The organism is Streptomyces aureocirculatus (genome assembly GCF_000720475.1).
GTDB lineage: Bacteria > Actinomycetota > Actinomycetes > Streptomycetales > Streptomycetaceae > Streptomyces > Streptomyces aureocirculatus.
Genome location: NZ_JOAP01000020.1, coordinates 180,728 through 196,685, shown reverse-complemented (window position 1 = coordinate 196,685; position 15,958 = coordinate 180,728). Strand labels below are relative to the sequence as shown.

Below are 15,958 nucleotides of genomic sequence, written 5' to 3'. Positions count from 1 at the left end.
TGACTGGGGCCTTCGTCAGATACCCATCGTGCCAGCCACCTGGACATATTCGGCGTCTGGAGCAAGGTAGCCACCCGAAGGAATGACACGCCCGTGCCCTGCGGCGCCGCCCCTTGCCCCGAGCATCCGGAACGCAGGAGGCAGCAAGGGTCCGGAACTCCTCAGAGGAGCGTCTCCAGAGTGATGGGCAGGTGTCGGACACGGCGGCCCGTGGCGTGGAAGACCGCGTTGGCGAGAGCCGGTGCCACTCCGACGAGGACGACCTCACCGAGCCCCTTGGCGCCGATCGGATCGGCATCCCGGTCCTCGCCGCTGAGGTAGACGGCCCGGAGGTCAGGCACATCGGCATTGACAGGCAGCAGGTAGTCGGCGAGGTCGGCGTTGACCACCCGGCCGTCCCGGTGATCCGTGACCGTGTGTTCCAGCAGGGCCGCTCCGATACCGCCGACCATCCCGCCGACGGCCTGGCTCTCGGCCAGCAGAGGGTTGATGACCCGGCCGACGTCGTATACGCCGAGCATCCGCCGAACACGCACCAGACCGAGATGCCGGTCGACAGCGACTTCGGCGAAGACCGCGCCGAAGGCGAAGCGAGCGTGACGGGATTCTCCGGGGGCGTACGAGCCGACGGCTTCCAGGTGCGTGAGGTTGTTACGGGTGAGCAGATGCCCGTAACTCTCTCCTCGCGCCGGGACGTTGCGCACGTGCAGTCGGCCGCCACGGGCCACTACGTCATTCACGTCGGCGCCGTGCAGCGGCGACGCCTTGTCCGCGACGGCGAGTTCGACGGCGTCGCGGCGCAGTCTGTCGCAGCCGTCCTGGACGGCCGAGCCGACGCTGGCCATGGTGGCGGAGCCGCCGTGCACCGGAGCCGGCGGCATGGTCGAGTCGCCGAGGCGGAAGGCGACGTTGCGCATGACGAGACCGAGGGCGTCGGCGGCGATCTGGGTCTGTGAGGTGTAGGTGCCCGGACCCATGTCGCTGGTGGATGCTTCGACCAGAGCTGTGCCGTCGGCGTCGAGCCTGACGCGGGCGCGGCAGGGCGCACGTCCGCTGTCGTGGACGGCGGCTGCCATTCCCGTGCCGATCAGCCAGTCCCCGTCGTGGGTGGAGCGCGGCTCACGGTTGCGGCGGTGCCAGCCGAACTCCTCGGCGCCCAACCGGTAGCACTCGCGCAGCCGCCTGGTGGAGAAAGGGAGCCGACTGGACGGGTCCTCATCGGGCTCGTTGCGCAGACGCAGGTCGATCGGGTCGACGCCGACCTCGTGGGCGAGCTCGTCCATCGCGCACTCGAGGACATGGACGCCCGTCGCGTAGCCGGGCCCGCGCATGTTGGTCGGCGTGTTGATGTCCAACGGGACGGTGCGATACGTCTGCTCGACGTGCGGCACGCTGTACAGCATCTGCCCGGGCACCAGTACGGGTTCGGTGAAGTTCTGGTACCGCGATGTCTCTCCCCGGACCTCGTGGACCGCCCCGGTCAGGCGGCCGCGCCGGTCGCTGCCCAGGCGCAGGGTGTAGTCGTAGCGGGGCCTGAAGCCTGTGCCGAAGTACGTCTGGCGCCGGGTGAGCATGAGTTTCACCGGCCGGCGCGTTTCGCGGGCGGCGAGGGCCGCGAGTGTGACGTGCTGCCAGGACCGCAGGCAGCTACCGAAGCTGCCGCCCACGTACGGAGAGATGACCCGCACGGAGTCTCGCGGCAGACCGAACACGTCGGCCAGGTGGTTACGGGTGCCGAGCACCGCCTGGGTCTTGTCCCAGACGATGAGCCGGCCGCCGTCCCAGAGGGCGACGGTGGCATGGGGTTCCATGGCGTTGTGGTGCGTACGTTCGAGGCGGTAGGTCATGTCCAGGCGCACGGCAGATGCTCGCAGGGCCGCCTCCGCGTCGCCCCTCGCGTAGGTCTCCGGCTCGGCGCCACCCGGCTCATAAGTCAAGTCCGTCATGGGTCGCTGGGCGTCGTAGTGCGTCTTGACGAGGCTCGCGGCGTGCTGGGCCCCTTCGAGCGTCTCGGCGACGACGACGGCAACCGGCTGGCCGAAGGAGCGAATGCGATCGTCCTGGAAAACCCGTTCCGGTTCGCTTCGGGCCACCCCGCCATACGCCAGGTCGGGCTCGTTCAAGTGGCTGATCACCCGCAGGACGCCCGGCTGGGACAGCGCCGCGCGGGTGTCGATACCGGTGACGCGGCCGAGTGCGACGTCGCCGGCGACGACGACCGCGTGGACGGCGTCCTCGGGCTGGTGGTCGGCGGCGTACCGGGCCCGGCCGGTGACTTTGAGGCGCCCTTCCACCCGGGACAGGGGCGCGCCGACGGCCGCATTGGGCTGAGGCTTCACGTCCCGCCTCCCACGGTGTGTAGCTGACGCTCGACGGTCCGCTTGAGCAACTCCGTCTTGAAACGGTTGTGGCGCAGCGGGCGAGCTCCTTCAGCCGCCCGGGCTGCGGCCTCCTTCCACAGCCGTCGCGAAGGCCGTTCGCCGATCAGATGGCGTTCGACGGCCGGCAGCCTCCACGGCACGGTGCCCACTCCCCCCGCGGCGACCCTGGCCTGTCCGACCACCCCATCGCGGAGGTGCAGGGCGACCGCGGCAGAGGCCAGGGCGAACGCGTAGGACTGGCGGTCACGGACCTTCAAGTACCCCGACTTGAGCGGCTGCGGGTGGGCAGGGATCTCGACGGCTGTGATCAGCTCGCCCGTCCGGATGTCCTGCTCCCGGTGTGGCGTATCGCCCGGTCGCAGCAGGAAGTCGGCGAGGGGGACATTGCGCGACTCGTCGGGCCCGGCCAGGCACACGACCGCGTCGAGCGCGGCAAGCGCCACGGCCAGGTCGGACGGATGCGCCGCCGCGCAGTGATCGGAGGCGCCGAGGATCGCGTGACTGCGGTTGAAGCCGTGCCGGGCAGAGCATCCTGAGCCGGGCTCACGCCTGTTGCAGGCCGCGGTGACGTCTCGGAAGTACGGGCATCGGGGGCGCTGCATGATGTTGCCGCCTACGGTCGCCATGTTCCGCAACTGGGGCGAGGCGCTCTGCTCCAGTGCCTGGGCGATGACCGGGTAGGCGCTGCGGACCGCGGTGTGGGCCGCGGCCTCGGCCATCAGCACGAGCGCGCCGATCCGCAGTCCTCCCTGCGAGGTGCCGGTGACCTCGCGCAGGGGCAGTCCGCTGATGTCGACCAGGGCGCCCGGACGTTCGACGGTCTGTCGCATCAGGTCCACGAGGGTGGTCCCGCCGGCGATGTAGCGACCGCCCCGATGACCGGCGTCGAGCGCATCCTCGACGCCAGATGCTCGCAGGTAGGCGAACGGGTGCATCCTTGTCCCTCATCCTTGGTCCGCAGCCTGCTCGACAGCCCGGACGATGTTCACGTAGCACCCGCAGCGGCAGAGGTTGCCGCTCATCCACTCGCGGATCTCCTCCGCCGAGCCGGTGCGCCCCTCGGCGATGCAGCCGACGCCGGACATGATCTGACCCGGGGTGCAGTACCCGCACTGGAAGGCGTCCTGGTCGACGAACGCCTGTTGCAGCGGGTGAAGGCGGCCGTCCTTTTCCAGCCCTTCGACGGTGTCGACCTCGGCACCGTCCAGCCGCACCGCCAGGGTCAGGCACGAGGCGACCCGGCGCCCGTCGACGAGAACCGTGCAGGCTCCGCAGGCACCGGCATCGCATCCCTTCTTGGTACCGGTGAGACCAAGGTGCTCGCGGAGGAGGTCGAGGAGTGACACACGGTTGTCAACGGCGATCGTGTGATGCTCTCCGTTGACGGTGAGCGCGAGGCGGCCGACTGGGGAGCGACCGGCAACCCCGCTTTCCGTGGCGCTACGAGGAGTCGCGCCGGTAGCGACGCTGCTTGCCAGGGTCACGCCTCCCAGCGCGACGGTGGCCACGACGAAAGTACGTCGGGAGATGTGCGCGGGCACGCGCTCGGCCGGGGCCCCTCGTCGGAGGTCGACCGGCGCGCACGAGGGGTCGTCTGCCATGCTCTCGCTCAGCGCGTCGTACCGGCGTGGTGATCGTCGGTGCGCCGCGTGCACGGAGATGGCCGACGGAGACGAAGCCCAGACGGGCACCCCGACGGAAAACCGCTTTCTCCGCCACTGCGTTGCTGACGTGTCATGCCGACAGTGTGACAGTTCGCCGGGTAAGCGACGCGACGGGACGCGCGCGTCAGGAACGCTGAAAACGATTCTCCAGAACGCCTCCGGTGAACGGGCCCGGGACCGTGGGCAGAGCGACGGGCCGGCCAGGCTGATCGCATTCGGCGGCGGGGCCCGCTCATGGGCCGGGGGGTGACCGTGTCGGCGTGGTCATTCGCGTACGCCTCACGCTCTGTGGGCGTCCAGGCCGAGGCCCCGGAGTCCCAGCTTTCGGCGAGCGGCACGTAATGATCGGTGTCGAGGCGGCGAGGGCCGTCGACGTACCGGCCGTCGTACGGGCTGTACCAGCGTCCGCCAGCGACGCGGGTCGGGGGCTTCGCTGTGCCAGCCACTGGAATAGCCGAAGGTGGCGCCTCCGGCCAGGCCGGGCTACTCGGTGAAGTTCCAGGGCTTGTCCGATAGGTAGCGTCCCAGGGGGGGCTTCGTCGGCGCGGTGCGAGACGGGGCGCCGTCGGCGTCCTGGAATGCGAGGGGCGGATCGACAGGCTCCGGCCGCGTGTTGGTGAGCGCGGCACACCGTGGAGTCCACGCTCACCATGGACCAGTCGACGCGGGCCCTCCGCGTCAGCGTCAGCCTGGACAGCCCGCAGAACCCTGTCCCACGTGCCGTCCGCTGTCCGCTGACCAGCGCCGATGCCTGTCGTGCACTGTCTTCCTTTTACCGAACCGGAGCGGTAGGTCCCTCCATGGGATTCCGGTCCGCTCCGCTGATCACTCTGCGGTGGCGCCCAGGAACCAGCGGGCCAACCGTCAAGGCCGTGGCAGCAAGGGCGGGCGGCCCACCGGCTTCGACAAGACGATCTGCAAACGCAGTAAAGAGGTCGAGCGAACGATCAACCGACCGACTCAAGACCTTCAGGGCCGTGGCCACGAGGTACGACAAGCGGGCTTATGTCTTTCATGGCACCGTTACTGCCGCCGCGATCCGCTTATGGCTTTGCTCGTTTGCGGATTGCGGGAACTCACAAGCAGTCGACGAACGGCCATGCGGCGAACGCGACGTTCCACAGGAAGCGTTGCCACGCCCCTGTCGGTCCTCAGGCCGAGGCCGCAGCGACGCAGAACTCGTTGCCCTCCGGGTCGGCCATCACGATGTGGTGCTCGTCGAACTCTCTGCGGACGTTCCCGCCCGCCTTCACCAGGCGCTCGGCCTCCGCCTTGATCCGCGCCCAACGCTCGTCGGAACTGCCATGTCCCGGCACCCGGACGTCGATGTGAAGTCGGTTCTTCGCTGCTTTCGGTTCAGGGACCTTGAGGATGGAGAGCCGGGGGCCGACGCCGTCGGGATGGCACAGCCACGCGGCGTCGTCAACGGAGTCGTCATCCGGGAGGTTGAACTGCGCGAGCCACTCCTCGCGGGTGCTGAAGGGAGCGGGCGGCGGCTCGTCCACATACCCCAGGGCCGTCTTCCAGAACTCGGCAAGGAGCTGCGCGTCTGTGCAATCAAGGGTCAGATCGATTCTGGCTGCCATGACAGGACCGTACTGCGCACCTCTGACAAGCAGGGCGGAGTCGCCCAGCAACCGGCCGCTGCCTACACGCCATGACTCGTCGGACGCCGCCTAGCGCCTGCGTGGCATCCGGCCACGGAGACCCCGCAAAAACTCGTTTGCCGGACGAGGACGACCACCGCTACATTTCCGGAGGCCGTGCGAGAGATCGAGGAGGTGGTACCCGTGAACGCAGTATCGACATGGGTGCTCCCCTCCGGGGTCACGGTCGGGCGATAGGCAGTTCGTCCGGGAGCGCCGTTCCGGTGCACTCCCGAAAGGCACGACCATGCGTTTCACTTCCGAGCAACGCCTCGACGACGGTGTCCTAGAACGCGAATTCACCCTCGGTGAGATCCCCGGCATCCTGTGGACACCCGCATCCGCACCGGCGCCGCTGATCCTGCTCGGCCACCCGCCCCTCGGGCTGCGCAAGATGTACCCCCGACTGGTGGCCCGAGCCCAGCAATCCGCGGCGGAGGGCTTCGCCACGGCCACCATCGAGCTCCCCGGAAGCGGTGACCGACCCCGTTGGCCCGCCGCCGAGCAGGCACACGCCGACCTGCGCCGGGCGATGGAGGCCGGCGAGCCGGTCAGCGACGAGATCGTCGACGCCCTGATCCTCCCGCTGGTCGACAAGGCGGTCCCGGAATGGCAGACCGCCCTGGACTCCCTGCTCTCGCTGCCCGAGATCGGCGGCCCGGTCGGCTACTCGGGTGGAGTGATCTCCATTGGCATCCGGTTGGCGGTGGTCGAGCCTCGCGTCTCGGCCGCCGTCCTGTTCGCCGGGAGCTTCGTGCCGCGCGCCATGTTCGAAGAGGCTGGGCAGGTCACCATTCCCCTGCACGTCCTGCTGCAGTGGGACGACGAAGGGAACGACCGGCAGGCGGCCCTGGACCTGTTCGACGCCTTCAGCTCCAAGGAGAAGTCCCTGCACGCCCATCTCGGCGGGCACACCGGCGTCCCGCAGTTCGCGGGGGACGCCGCGACCCAGTTCTTCACCCGACATCTGAAGTGATCCGGCCGGTCGGACCGGCAGCAGACGCTAGTTGATGCCGGCCGGCATGCCGCTCATCGAGGACAGCTCCCAGCTCTCCACAGCTCACTGCGCCGCGGGCCCCTGCTGAACTCTCGGCAGGGGCCCGTGCCGGAGTCATGAACTGCTCGATCGATTTATGCAGAGCTTCGAGTGCTGCTCAAACTCGCGTGCAGGTGCTGGCGGTTCTCGCTTCCCCGCTGAGCTCCTCGACGGAGCCACCCCAACTCCCCACCCAGCCGCCCCAAGTTGTGCGCGCAGTGGACGAGGGGTTCCAGTACCACGGGGTAGCCGAGGTCATAGGCGATGTCTGCCCAGCAAACGTTCGCCGACATCCTGGAGACAGCGGGCCGGATGGCCGAGGCCGAGGGCTGGCGGGCGGTGACCGCACTGCTCTGCTATTGGTCAGCCCCGACCGCGAAACCCGAAAGCCTCCCGCAGACCGCCAAGGGAGGGCTGGAGTCCTTCGTCCCCTACGACACTACCGACAGCGACGACCCGGACATCGCCCAGAAGACCGCCGACCTTCACACGCGACGCTATGCCGGTGACGTGACCCGGCCCTCACTGAGTTGGTGGCCAACCTCCCTTCGTATACCGGCAGCGGCGCGCCGACCCCCGCCAATCCCGGCAGCGCACACCAGCCAACCGAGCGTCTCAGCCCGTGAGCGGCCCGGCGTGGCTGGCTCAAGCTGAGGCCGACCACGCCACGAGACGCCGTGACCCTTGGGTACACCGGCCGTGCGCGGGCCCCGGCCCGGCTGGTGGTCGATCTCGGCGACGGCCCCGTGCTGTTCACTCCGCTGAGCGTCACCCTGCGCCACATCCCGCCCCAGGCTCTGGAAGCGAGCGGTGTGGGCGCCCGGACGGCGCGCCTGTCCGACGGCGCGACGTACTGGCTGCTCGGGCACCCGGTCCCCGTGGAGGTCGACCACGGCACGACGTCGGACGCCACCATCTAGTTTCCGTTTTGGAAACTAGATGCGAGTCTTGAAACTGAAAGGAAGCGTTCCGCAGGAGGGATCAGTCTTGGAGCGAGAGCTTGATGCAGCCGGCCAACTGGGGGCCATCGATGGAGCCCCCAAACTGAACAAGCCTGCCGGAGCCGGTGAGCGCGCCCTGGGGGTGGCCTCCGCCGCCGCCTTGCTGTCCGGATTGGCCGTCACCAGCGCGCACAGCACCCCCACCGCACAGGGTGTTCTGGCTCTCCTCGCGGCCGTGGCCCTGATGATGGGGTGGTACTGGTTCCATCTGAGCGCCACACGCCGCAGGCCCCACACCCCGGCGGAGAACGCGACGCTGGTCTTCGCCACCATGATGCTCGGCGCCCCGGGGTCCAGGATTCTTTGGGACAGCCCGGCGCCCCTGGCAGCGGCGCTGGCCGCGGCGGCGCTGCCGACCACTGGTTTCCTGGCCTACCTCGTGCTGCGGTGGAGGCGCTGAGCATGGCGAGCGAGCACCCACGCACGCACCTCGTGACGGTGATGCACTCCCCCGTCCGCTTGGCGATTCTCGGCGCTCTGCGCCATGTTCAGCAGGTGACCTTCGCCGACCTGCGCGAGGCGCTGGACCTGTCCGCCGCCGAGTTGTCGCGGCAACTGGGCATCCTGGAGAAGGATGAGCTGGTGGAGATCGCTAAGCTGCGCGAGCGGCGCCGACCGGTGACACAGGTCCGGCTCTCGGAGTCCGGTCGCGAGCGGTTCGGGGAATACCTCGCGCATCTTCGCCTGGTGGTGCAAAGCGACGTTCCCTGAAAGCCGGGTGGATTGGCTGCATGCGCCCATCCACCCGGCTTCCGCGCGGTTACGACACTACGCCCGCGACCAATCAGAGGTCAGCTCCACGGCATCGCACACCAGACGGCATAGCCGCCCAGCGCGGACGCGAGGCCGACGACGCCGCCCTTCACACCAATCTTGATGCCCCGCTTAGCGGCTTCCTTGGTGATCAGCTTGGCCGCCTGCTTCCACTGCTTGCCCTTGATGGCATTCACGATCGCGGTGCTGGAGCCCAGGATGCCACCCAGACCAACGCCCTTGAGGACGCAGGAGGCATAGCTGCGTTTGACGCGCTTGGACTCCGACTTGTTCAGGCCCGCGAACTCATCAGCCAGGGCGATCACCTTGTTTCAAATCACGTCAAAGTGAGTGAGCTCATACCATCAGGGGTATCTCGCCTTATCCTGAGGCAATTTGGGCAACAGGGGCTCTATCACCCTTGTGTGATACACGGGTTGAGCTCAAGCCTCCGCAACTGAGGATGTCGCGGCGGCCGAGCGCCTCCAGCAGAGGCTGCCGTTGGTGCACCAGGCGAAGCGGGTGGAGCGGTACCGGCAGCATCCGCGCAGTACGCCGGAGTTGGACGCTGCCGCGAAGTTGCTCGGTCACCTTGCCGAGTCCGTCGACCGAGTCGGGCGATCCTCGCGGAGGATCGTGATCCGCGACATACGTGTCACGAATTCTCACCGACGGGCGGAGCGGTCTCCACCAAACCCCCCAGGTCGCCGCTCCCGGAACGAGAAGTGCTCTGAGCGGGGACGCGGGGAGCGTCCTCATGGATGTCATGGATGGCTTGGAGGAAGGCCTGGACGACGGGAGTGGTGCCGGTGCGGGGCCAGATGGTGGCGTACTCGAAGCGAGGGAGGTGCGGGAACGGCAACCAGACGGTGTCGGGGCGGGCGTGGTACTGCTCGGATCGCGCGGACGCAAAGGTGACGCCTTTGCCTGCGCCGACCATCGCCAGTGCCTCGTGCCAGTTGCCGACTACGACGTGCGGGACAGGACGGCCCGAAGGGGTCTGGTGGGGGCAGTGGTATGCCTGCCAGTACTGGGGCGCGGCTGCGGCACAACTGATGACCGTCGTCGCGGCCAGGTCTTCCAGAGTCACCGTGGCGGCGCGGGCGAACGGGTGCTCGTGGTGGACCAGGAGCCTGCGCTCCTCGGAGATGAGGACGGGGCCGACGGCCAGATCGGGTTCGTCGATGGGGAGTTGGGTGACCTGTAGGTGCACCTGGCCGCCGCGGATCGGTCCCAGCGGGTCGGAGAGGTGGATCTCCTGGATCTGCACCTCCGCGTCGGGACAGCGAGTGCTGAGCCTGTCGGCGGCCTTGAGGACGAGTTCGGCTGCCATGGGGCTGAAGTAGCCGACCCTCAGCACGTCGCGCGTACCCCGTGCGGCGGCCGCGGCATCAGCGAGGGCCCGCTGCACCTGCTGATAGGCGGGCAGCAGGTCGTCGCGCAGCTTCTCCCCCACCGGCGTCAGAGCCACCTTCCGGCTGGTGCGCTCGAACAGCCGCGCCCCGATACGGCGTTCCAGCTTCTTGATGGTCTGGCTGACCCGGCCCTGAGCCAGGCCGAGCCGCTCCGAGGTGCGCCGGAAGTGGAGTTCCTCGGCCAGCGTCAGGAAGGCCTCCATCTCGTGCCGTTCCACCCTTGGCCCTCCTCGCGTTCGTTGATCGGTGAGCGTGGCGCACCGATCGTAGACGATGTCTGGATTGATCTTGACTTCGGAGGAGTGGGACAGTGGGGCGGGTCGAAAAGCGGCACGGAGCCCCCACTCCGACGACGCGGCCCGATATCAACGAGAGGGAAGAATGAACAGCAAAATAGCGAGCGCCATGGCGTCCGCCGGCATTCTCGTCGCGGCCGCCACGGCCTCCGTCGTGACAGCCAATCCGGCTTCGGCAGTGACAGCCGATTGTGTCAGGTACCTGCAAAGCAAGTCCTATACGCCCACCAACGCACGGATCGACCACTGCTACACGGGCGGGCATTTCAACGGACCGGCGGACAAGGGAATTGCCTACCAGTCATGCCGGATCGGGCTGGAGAGCACTGGTGTGAGGCATTCCCACGCGATCACGGCGTGCGATTACGCCCAGACGAGTCAGTGACACACTCGTCCGGCCGCCGCTGATTCCGCAGGCGTGAACGAGGGGTGGCCGCTGGACATGTCCGGAGAACCGTCAAGAACTCCCTGCCATGTCTCAGCGGCGCCCAAGGATTGATCAGGGCGCACAAGTGAGCCGACCACTGGTTTGAGTTCAGACTGCGCGGGCCGCCCCACTCCCGCCCCTTCATCAGCCTCAGGCCCCGTCTGCTCCCAGGCCGTGTCAGGAGCCGTGTCAGGGCGGGGACCGCCCGGTGTCAAGGCGGGTGCCGAGCATGGCTGTCATGTTTGGTACAGCGATCGCAGCCAGCGGGCTGCGCAAGGCCTACAAGGACAAGACCGTTCTCGACGGGATCGACCTGGACGTCCCGGCGGGCACGGTCTTCTCGATGCTCGGGCCCAACGGCGCCGGCAAGACCACGACGGTGAACGTGTTGACCACGCTGCTCGTGCCCGACGCGGGCAAGGCCGTCGTCGCCGGGCACGACGTGGCGAGCGACACCCGGGCGGTGCGCAGGGCGATCGGGGTCACCGGGCAGTTCGCCGCGGTGGACGACCTCCTCACGGGTGAGGAGAACCTCCTGATGATGGCGAAGCTGCTGCACCTGCCGAAGGCGGAGGGCAAGCAGGTGGCCGGGCGGCTGCTCGACCGGTTCGACATCGCCGACGCGGCGGGCAAGCCGGTGGCGACCTACTCCGGCGGCATGCGCCGCAGGCTCGACCTCGCCATGACGCTGGTCAGCAGGCCGCAGATCATCTTCCTCGACGAGCCCACCACGGGGCTCGACCCGCGCAGCCGCCTGACCCTGTGGGCCATCGTCCGGGAACTGGTCGCCGACGGCGTGACCATCTTCCTCACGACGCAGTACCTGGAGGAGGCCGACAAGCTCGCCGACCGCGTCGCCGTCCTCGACCACGGCAGGATCGTCGCCGAGGGCACCCCCGCGGAACTCAAGCGAAAGGTGCCGGGCAGCCACATCCGGCTGCGCTTCCGCGATCAGCGGGAACTGCACGCGGGGGCGGCGGTCCTGCCGGGCGCCACCCGGGACGACGACGCCCTGAGCCTGCACGTCCCCGGTGACGGCGGCATGAAGACGTACCGGGCACTGCTCGCCCGGCTCGACGAGCACGCGGTCGACGTCGAGGAGATGTCCCTGCACACACCGGACCTCGACGACGTCTTCCTCGCCCTCACCGGCAACGCGAGCGACCCAGCCGACACGAACGGCACGAGCGGCACGAGCGGCACGAGCAAGACGCCTGACACGAACGACACGAACACGGCGGTGAACGCGTGATGAGCGCCATGGCGGCCTCGGTGGCCGACTTCTCGACCATGCTGCAGCGCAACTTCCGGCACACGTTGCGCAATCCCACGGCGCTGTTCAACGCCGTCCTCTTCCCCATCGTCATGATGCTCATGTTCGTCCACGTCTTCGGCGGCTCCTTCGATGTCGGCGGCGTCGACTACATCGACTACGCCACACCCGGCGTGATCATGATGACGATCGGCTACGGCGTGAGCGCCACCGCGGTCGCCGTGCAGTCCGACATGGCGACCGGCATCATCAACCGGTTCCGCGTCATGGACGTCTCCCCCAGCTCGGTGCTGATCGCGCATGTGATCGCGAGCGTGCTGCGCAGCCTGGCGGCGATCGTCCTCGTCGTCCTCATCGCCCTGGCGATGGGCTTCAGGCCCGACGCGAACCCGCTCCAGTGGCTCGGGGTGCTCGGGATGATCCTCCTCGCGCTGTTCGCGATCGGCTGGCTGACCGTCGCGCTCGGGCTCGCCGCGAAGACACCGGAGAACGCGGGCTTCGCCGTCGTCCCGCTGATGATGCTCCCCTTCCTGAGCAACGCGTTCGTGCAGACCGACAACATGGGTGCGGGGGCGCGTCAGTTCGCGGAGTACCAGCCGTTCTCCCCGATCACCGAGACCCTGCGCGGGCTCCTCGCGGGCGATCCGTCGGCGAGCCCGGCGATGCAGGCGGTCGGCTGGTGCGTCGGTCTCGCCCTGTTCGGGTACCTGCGGGCGCGGGCGAAGTTCACGAATCGGGCGTGAGGGCGTGCGTGGCCTCCGAAAGCGGGCCTGAGGACGGCCGTGGCCTCCGGAAGCGGGCGTGAGGACGACCGTGGCCTCCGGAAGCGGGCGTGAGGGCGCGCGCGGCTCACGGAGCGAGCGTGGCCTCGGCGAGCTCGCGCCAGTCGCCCTCGCGGCCGGCGCGCACCGCCTCGGCGAAGACTTCTTCGCCGAGGCGCCCGCGCGCTTCCTCCGTGATCCGGGCGGCGTCCGGCTGCGAGCGGTCGGGCACGCCGCGCACGCTCTCGCCGGCCGCGAGCAGCCGCACGGCCTGCTCGTCCTGCCCCTGGCGCTGGGCGAGGTCGGCGAGCCCGATCAGCATGTGCGCGATCACCGGCAGGTGCCCCGCCGCCACGGCCGCGCGGAACGCCTCGGCCCGGTGCGCACGGGACTCCTCGACGTCCTTCGCGAGATAGCCGTACAGATCCTGGACGGTGATGTGGAGATAGCCGCTCGTCCCGGTGTCCCGGCGCAGGGCCCGCACCGCGGTCAGCTCCGCGTGCGCCGCGTCCCGCTCGCCGCGCCAGCGGGCCAACTGCGCCTTCGAGATGTGCAGCTCGGCGAGCGCGTCCGGCCAGGCGACGCGGTCCGCGCAGCGCTGCGCGTCGGCCAGGGCGCCGCCGCTGCTCTCCGCGTCCCCGAGCAGCCAGTACAACTGGGCCTGCCGCGCCCGGAGCCCGACCACGTCCTCGATCGCGCCCAGCTCGGTCAGCGCCGTGATCGCCTGGTCGTAGAGTGCGCACGCGCGGGCGAGCTCGCCGCGCAGGGCGAGACGGTCGGCGAGGGACTGCAGCGCGAGGGACATCCCCCACCGGTCGCCGAGCGCGCGGAACTCGGTCAGGCCCACCTCGATGTCCGCGACCGACTCCGGCTCGCCGCGGCCGAGGGTGAGCCCGAGGCGCCCGCGGGTGAGCCGGGCCAGCGCGCGCACCCACGCGTCGTCCTCGGTGAGCAGCGGCTCGAACGCGGGCAGGAACTCGGTGGGCTCCCGCACCATGCGCTCCAGCGGTACGACGAAGCGGAGCAGCGGGTGGCGGTGGGTGCTGCCCTTGGCGTACCGGTACGCCTCGTGGATCCACTCCTGTGCCTGGTACTGGTCGCCCTGCACCCCGGAGGTCAGGAACGTCGTCACCACGGCGTACGCCATGGCCCGCACGTCGTCGGGCACCTCACCGTCCAGGGAGGCGGCCTGGACGCTCAGTTCGGTGCCTTCGGCCTTGCGCCCGCTCAGCATCCAGTACCAGCCGAAGACCACGACGAGCCGCATCGCCTCGTGGGCCCGGCCCTCGGCGATGGCGCCGCGCAGGGCGGCGTTGATGTTGTCGTGCTCGGTTTGGAGCGTGGCGAGCCACTCCAGTTGCTCGGCCCGGCGCAGATGGGGCTCGGCACTCTCGCCGAGTTCGGTGAAGTGGGCGACGTGCGCGCGGTGGGCGCTCTCGACCTCACCGGCCTCGGCGAGCCGCTGCGCCGCGTACTCCCTGATGGTGTCCAGCATCCGGTAGCGCGGTACGACCGAGTCGTCGGCGAACAGCAGGGACTTCTCGATCAGCGCGGTCAGCACGTCGAGGACGTGCTCTCCGTCCCGCAGCCCGTCGGCGCACACCCGTTCGGCCGCTTCCAGGGTCGCCCCGCCGGAGAACACCGAGAGCCGCCGCAGCACACCGCGCTCGGCCTCGGTGAGCAGGTCCCAGCTCCAGTCCACGACCGCGCGCAGCGTCCGGTGCCGGGGAAGCGCCGTGCGGCTGCCGCTGCTCAGCAGGCGGAAGCGGTCGTCGAGCCGGTGGGCCAACTGCTCCACGGACATGGTGCGCAGGCGCGCCGCCGCGAGTTCGATGGCCAGGGGTATCCCGTCGAGCGCGCGGCAGATCCGCGCCATGGCCGCCACGGTCTGCTCGTCGGCGGCGAAGTCCTTGCGCACCGCGCCCGCCCGGTCCCGCAGCAACCGCACCGCGGGCGAGGCCGCGGCCTCGGCGGCGACCGCCCTCTCGGCGGGCAGCGCGAGCGGCTCCACCTGCCACAGCGCCTCGCCGGTGATGCCGAGCGGCTCCCGGCTCGTGGCCAGGATCCGCAGCCGGTGGCACTCACCGAGCAGCCGGTCCGCGAACTCCGCCGCGGCGTCGATCATGTGCTCGCAGTTGTCGAGCACGAGGAGCTGGGCGCGGTCGCGGACGGCGGCGATCAGCCGGTCGACGGGGTCCCCGGCGGTGGCGCCGCCGAGCAGCGCCTGGTCGCGCAGGCCGATCGCGGTGAGCACGACCTGCGCCAGCTCCCCGCCCGCCCGCACCGAGGCCAGCTCGACCAGCCAGGCGCCATCGGGAAGGTCGCCGAGCAGCCGCCGCGCGGTCTCCGTGGCGAGGCGGGTCTTGCCCGAGCCGCCGGGTCCCGTCAGGGTGACGAGGCGATGCTCGGCGACCAGGCCACAGACCGCGGCGATGTCGTCGTCCTTGCCGACGAAGCTGGTCAGTCCGGCGCGCAGGTTGGTCCGGTGGTTCTCCGTACGGCCACCGAGGTCCCCGCGCAGCAGCGCGATGTGCAGCGCGGAGAGCTCCGCCGAGGGTTCGACGCCCACGGCCTCGGCCAGCCGCTCGCGCAACTGCTGGTACACGATCAGCGCCTCGGTGCCGCGCCCCGAACCGGCGAGCGCGCGCATCAACGCGGCGACGAGCCCTTCCCGCAGCGGGTACGCGGCCACGAGCCCGGTCAACTCGGAGATCAGCTCCGGGCCTTTGCCGAGGCGGACCTCCGCGTCCACGCGGTCGCCGAGGGCGGCGAGGTACAGCTCGTCGAGGCGGGCGACCGCGGCGTCGAACGTCGCGCTGCCGTACAACGCCACATCCTCCAGCGCCTTGCCGCGCCACAGTTCCAGGGCGGAGCGCAGCAGCTCCGCCTTGTGCGTCTCGTCGTCGGCGGCACGGGCCCGGACGACCAGTTCCTCGAACCGGCTCACGTCGACGGCGTCGGGCGCCACGGCGAGCCGATACCCCCCGGACTCCGCCTCCACCGACCCGTCCGGCAACACCCTGCGCAGCCTGGACACCAGCGCCTGCACGGCGTTCACCTCGTCCGTGGGCGGCTGGTCCCCCCAGATGAACTCCACGAGCCGCGGCCGGGTGACGATCCGTCCCGGTTCGAGAGCGAGCGCGCACAGCAGCGCACGCAGCCGGGCGCCCGGCACCTCCAGCACCGCCCCATCGCCGGTACGGACCTCGAGCGGCCCGAGCAACATGAATCGCACGTCGCCCATCCTGCCGTACGGGTCCGGGCTCGGGATCGCGCACGCACCGCCGAGGCCGGCGGGAATTCCG

General features: G+C 69.7%; 14 protein-coding genes and 3 pseudogenes. 8 read left to right on the top strand and 9 right to left on the bottom strand.

The features are described 5' to 3' along the window. Window positions 1–161: 161 nt before the first annotated feature. The 5 genes and pseudogenes from IG78_RS0119970 to IG78_RS51410 form a co-directional block, all read right to left on the bottom strand. Window positions 162–2,339 (bottom strand): xanthine dehydrogenase family protein molybdopterin-binding subunit, encoded by a 2,178-nt coding sequence (locus IG78_RS0119970; RefSeq protein ID WP_030565101.1) that lies wholly within the window; start codon window positions 2,337–2,339, stop codon window positions 162–164. After that, window positions 2,336–3,316, bottom strand: a complete 981-nt coding sequence (locus IG78_RS0119965) for an FAD binding domain-containing protein (RefSeq protein WP_030565098.1) — start codon at window positions 3,314–3,316, stop codon at window positions 2,336–2,338. Before IG78_RS0119965 ends, IG78_RS0119970 begins: the two co-directional genes overlap by 4 nt. A 9-nt stretch (window positions 3,317–3,325) precedes the next feature. Further along, window positions 3,326–3,889 carry a (2Fe-2S)-binding protein gene (locus IG78_RS0119960; protein ID WP_404827705.1) on the bottom strand — a complete coding sequence of 188 codons (564 nt, stop codon included), beginning with the start codon at window positions 3,887–3,889 and terminating at the stop codon, window positions 3,326–3,328. Between the two features lie 410 nt (window positions 3,890–4,299). Next, window positions 4,300–4,461, bottom strand: a pseudogene (locus tag IG78_RS51415) (HNH endonuclease); the annotation flags it as partial. Between the two features lie 119 nt (window positions 4,462–4,580). Further along, a pseudogene (locus IG78_RS51410) lies at window positions 4,581–4,864 on the bottom strand (transposase); the annotation flags it as partial. Window positions 4,865–4,886: 22 nt separating this feature from the next. Here IG78_RS51410 and IG78_RS51405 point away from each other — a divergent pair. Next, window positions 4,887–5,097, top strand: a pseudogene (locus IG78_RS51405) (IS5/IS1182 family transposase); the annotation flags it as partial. A 99-nt stretch (window positions 5,098–5,196) separates the two neighbouring features. On the opposite strand, the gene IG78_RS0119955 reads toward IG78_RS51405, so the two are convergent. After that, window positions 5,197–5,631 carry a VOC family protein gene (locus IG78_RS0119955; RefSeq protein ID WP_030565094.1) on the bottom strand — a complete coding sequence of 145 codons (435 nt, stop codon included), beginning with the start codon at window positions 5,629–5,631 and terminating at the stop codon, window positions 5,197–5,199. Window positions 5,632–5,938: 307 nt separating this feature from the next. On the opposite strand from IG78_RS0119955, the gene IG78_RS0119950 reads away from it, so the two are divergent. From IG78_RS0119950 to IG78_RS0119935, 4 genes are all read left to right on the top strand, one after another. Continuing rightward, the gene (locus IG78_RS0119950) at window positions 5,939–6,667 is read left to right on the top strand and encodes a dienelactone hydrolase family protein (protein ID WP_030565092.1); all 729 of its coding nucleotides are present in this window, start codon (window positions 5,939–5,941) and stop codon (window positions 6,665–6,667) included. Between the two features lie 737 nt (window positions 6,668–7,404). After that, window positions 7,405–7,647 (top strand): hypothetical protein, encoded by a 243-nt coding sequence (locus IG78_RS0119945; protein ID WP_030565090.1) that lies wholly within the window; start codon window positions 7,405–7,407, stop codon window positions 7,645–7,647. 67 nt (window positions 7,648–7,714) lie between these two features. Continuing rightward, window positions 7,715–8,128 carry a hypothetical protein gene (locus IG78_RS0119940; protein ID WP_225882119.1) on the top strand — a complete coding sequence of 138 codons (414 nt, stop codon included), beginning with the start codon at window positions 7,715–7,717 and terminating at the stop codon, window positions 8,126–8,128. A 2-nt stretch (window positions 8,129–8,130) separates the two neighbouring features. Continuing rightward, a complete protein-coding gene (locus IG78_RS0119935; RefSeq protein ID WP_030565086.1) occupies window positions 8,131–8,439 on the top strand; it encodes a transcriptional regulator in 309 nt (102 codons plus the stop codon). Between the two features lie 80 nt (window positions 8,440–8,519). On the opposite strand, the gene IG78_RS0119930 is transcribed toward IG78_RS0119935, so the two are convergent. Then, window positions 8,520–8,807, bottom strand: a complete 288-nt coding sequence (locus IG78_RS0119930) for a hypothetical protein (protein WP_030565084.1) — start codon at window positions 8,805–8,807, stop codon at window positions 8,520–8,522. A 329-nt stretch (window positions 8,808–9,136) separates the two neighbouring features. Further along, window positions 9,137–10,114 carry a LysR family transcriptional regulator gene (locus IG78_RS0119925; RefSeq protein WP_063760774.1) on the bottom strand — a complete coding sequence of 326 codons (978 nt, stop codon included), beginning with the start codon at window positions 10,112–10,114 and terminating at the stop codon, window positions 9,137–9,139. A 163-nt stretch (window positions 10,115–10,277) separates the two neighbouring features. Between IG78_RS0119925 and IG78_RS0119920 the strand changes: the two genes are divergently transcribed. The 3 genes from IG78_RS0119920 (at window position 10,278) to IG78_RS0119910 (ending at window position 12,635) form a co-directional block, all read left to right on the top strand. Continuing rightward, window positions 10,278–10,577, top strand: a complete 300-nt coding sequence (locus tag IG78_RS0119920) for a hypothetical protein (RefSeq protein ID WP_157855817.1) — start codon at window positions 10,278–10,280, stop codon at window positions 10,575–10,577. Between the two features lie 280 nt (window positions 10,578–10,857). Further along, window positions 10,858–11,871 carry an ATP-binding cassette domain-containing protein gene (locus tag IG78_RS0119915; protein WP_078965277.1) on the top strand — a complete coding sequence of 338 codons (1,014 nt, stop codon included), beginning with the start codon at window positions 10,858–10,860 and terminating at the stop codon, window positions 11,869–11,871. After that, entirely contained in the window at window positions 11,871–12,635 is a 765-nt protein-coding gene (locus tag IG78_RS0119910) for an ABC transporter permease (RefSeq protein WP_030565077.1), read from the top strand. Before IG78_RS0119915 ends, IG78_RS0119910 begins: the two co-directional genes overlap by 1 nt. Before the next feature lie 106 nt (window positions 12,636–12,741). Here the strand turns inward: IG78_RS0119910 and IG78_RS0119905 are convergent, their stop codons facing one another. After that, window positions 12,742–15,879 carry an AfsR/SARP family transcriptional regulator gene (locus IG78_RS0119905; protein ID WP_318657871.1) on the bottom strand — a complete coding sequence of 1,046 codons (3,138 nt, stop codon included), beginning with the start codon at window positions 15,877–15,879 and terminating at the stop codon, window positions 12,742–12,744. Between the last annotated feature and the right edge of the window lie 79 nt (window positions 15,880–15,958).